Annotated in this window: 4 protein-coding genes; all 4 read left to right on the top strand. The window is 66.4% G+C overall.

Annotation, left to right across the window (positions count from 1 at the left end):
- Nucleotides 1-252, top strand: a 252-nt coding sequence (locus tag VKF82_10865) for a hypothetical protein (GenBank protein HME82568.1), incomplete at its 5' end; no start/stop codon positions are given.
- Nucleotides 233-2107: a recombinase family protein gene (locus VKF82_10870; protein HME82569.1), complete on the top strand. Its 1875-nt coding sequence runs from the start codon at nucleotides 233-235 to the stop codon at nucleotides 2105-2107. The genes VKF82_10865 and VKF82_10870, both read left to right, overlap by 20 nt.
- A 202-nt stretch (nucleotides 2108-2309) precedes the next feature.
- Nucleotides 2310-2444 carry a hypothetical protein gene (locus tag VKF82_10875; GenBank protein HME82570.1) on the top strand — a complete coding sequence of 45 codons (135 nt, stop codon included), beginning with the start codon at nucleotides 2310-2312 and terminating at the stop codon, nucleotides 2442-2444.
- Between the two features lie 10 nt (nucleotides 2445-2454).
- Nucleotides 2455-2738, top strand: a 284-nt coding sequence (locus VKF82_10880) for a transposase zinc-binding domain-containing protein (protein ID HME82571.1), incomplete at its 3' end; no start/stop codon positions are given.

Genomic DNA, 2738 nt, shown 5'->3' on the forward strand with positions numbered 1-2738 from the left:
CTCTGCGCGCCCTACGCGCCGAGGCCGACGCGCTTCTACGCTTTCTCCGATCCGACTCAGGGATGGAGGAGGCCAAGCATGACGCGCAACGCGATCGTTCGACAGCGAGATCTGTTCGAAGCGGACGAGCGCCAAACAGCGGCGATTCCCGTTCAGCGGGAGCAGTTGGCGGGGTTGATCGAGGCGCTGCTGCGCGAGATCGCGACGGCGCTGATTGGCGGGGAGGTCGACGATGACCAAGATCACGGCTGACCACCTTGCCCGCGGCGCCTTTGTCTACGTCCGCCAGTCGACCCCCGATCAGCTTGTGCACAACCAGGAGAGCCTGCGGCGCCAGTACGGCCTTGCCGGTCGCGCAAAAGAGCTCGGCTGGGCTACCGTCGAGGTTGTTGATGACGATCTCGGCCGCTCGGGAGGCGGCGTCACGCGCCCCGGCTTCGAGCGATTGCTGGCGGCGATCTGCGACGGGCGCGTCGGGGCCGTATTTGCGATCGAAGCCTCCCGGCTCGCCCGCAACGGCCGCGACTGGCATACGTTGATCGAGTTCTGCGGATTGGTCGGGACCGTCATCGTCGACGAAGACGGAATCTACCATGCTCGGCATTCCAACGATCGCCTGCTGCTCGGCATGAAAGGCACGATGAGCGAGCTCGAGCTTTCGCTGTTTCGGCAGCGCTCGCACGAGGCGCTGAAGCAGAAAGCGCGCCGTGGCGCGCTGTTCCTTGGAGTCGCCGTCGGCTACGTGAAGACCGGGCGCGACCGAATCGAGAAGGACCCGGACCAGCAGGTGCAGGCCGCCATCGGGATCGTCTTTGCAAAGTTCGCCGAGCTTCAGAGCGTGCGACAGGTGCACTTATGGTTGCGTGAGGAAGGCATCGCGCTTCCCGCCGCGCGCCACGGTGCTGCGGAGGGGCGTATCGTCGGCTGGCGGTTACCGCTCTATGGCGCCGTGCACGCCATCCTGACCAACCCCGTCTACGCCGGCGCATATGCCTTCGGGCGGAGCACGAACAAGGTCAGTGTGGAGGAGGGCCGCAAGCGCGTAAGGCGCGGCATGCGCCGCCCACTGGCCGAATGGGACGTGCTGCTCAAGGACCAGCACGAGGGCTACATCTCCTGGACGGAGTTCGAGAGGAATCAGAGGGTGATCGCCGACAACGCGACGGGCAAGGGCGGCGCCGTCGCCAGAGGAGCGGCGCGACAGGGAGAGTTGCTCCTCGCTGGCCTTCTGCGCTGCGGCCACTGCGGTCGCAAGATGTACGTGGCCTACGGCGGCAAGGCAGGGCGCTATCATTGCGAAGGCGCGCTCGTGAACCACGGCGCCCAGCGCTGCATCTCGTTTGGCGGCTTGCACGCCGATCAGGCCGTCGGCGGGGAAGTGCTACGGGTCTTGAAGCCGTTCGGCGTCGACGCGGCGGTCAGGGCGCTCGACGCGCTGGCGGGCGAGACGTCGGCCGCCAGGCGACAACTGGAGCTTGCGTTGCAGCGGGCGCGCTTCGAAGCGGCACATGCACGCCGTCAATACGATGCCGTAGATCCGACGAACCGTCTTGTCGCCGGCGAGCTCGAGCGGCGGTGGAACGAGGCGCTGCAGGTCGTGCGCGGTATCGAGGACGAAATAGCCGCCGTCGACGCAAAGAAACCGGCGCCCCTGGGGGAACGGGAGCGGGAGCAGCTGATGCGGCTCGGCCACGACCTCGAACTCGCCTGGTCGCATCCGGCGGCGACGTCGGCGACGCGGAAGCGGATCCTGCGTGCGGCCTTGAACGAAATCGTCGTGCGCGTTGAAGCCGAGCACATCGAGATGGTCCTGCACTGGCAGGGTGGCGACCATACCGCGATCAAACTGAAGAAAAACGGAGTGGGCAAACATCGTTGGACGATCCCCGAAGATACCTTGTCGCTCGTCCGCGAACTGGCCCGGTTGATGCCCGACCGGCAAATTGCGCGGCTTCTCAATCGCGCCGGCAAACCGACGGGGCGGGGCAACGGCTGGACCCAGGCGCGGGTGCGCTCGTTCCGTAGCCACTATGGTATCGCCGTACATCGTCCCGACGAATGGCAGAGCGAGGGGAAATCACGCTTGAAGCGGCGGCGAAGATCATAGACGTCAGCGTGATGACCGCGCTGCGCAGGGTTCGGCAAGGCGTCGTCAAGGGGCGGCAGATATGTCCGGGCGCGCCCTGGGCGATCGAAGCCGAAGCTGTCGCGGCATATCGCGCGCGAAAGGAGCCGCAGCGTCCGCTAACAGCAGATTCTGCTCAAGGCTGCTTGGACTTTCAGTAACATAGGAAGATGCTCATTATGGCGTGTCCCTGTTCGGACACGCCAAGTTGGAGACGACGGCGCTCTACACCCGTGTCGCCGTCAACACGGTCCGCGACATCAAGAGCCCGCTCGAGCGGCTGGACATCAAGCTGACGAAGCGAACGCCGCCCGCCTGACCACGGCCGCGTGGCGCGGCCTCCCCTGGAGATCGCCGACGTCTTTCGCGCCCACGGGGCGGCGTGGCGAAAGGCCAACGCCGGGCACGTGTGCCTCGCCCAGTTGAAGGTCATGTCGGCGATCGAGACCTGCCGCACAGCCGCGCTCGGCGGCCACGTCGAGCGCTGCGAGGACTGCGCGCACGAGCGCGTCGCATACAACTCCTGCCGGAATCGTCACTGCCCCAAGTGCCAGGCGGCCGCCGCGCGGCGATGGCTCGAAGACCGCGAGGCAGAGCTCCTGCCGGTTCCCTA

The organism is Candidatus Eremiobacteraceae bacterium (assembly GCA_035314825.1).
Taxonomy (GTDB): domain Bacteria; phylum Vulcanimicrobiota; class Vulcanimicrobiia; order Eremiobacterales; family Eremiobacteraceae; genus JAFAHD01.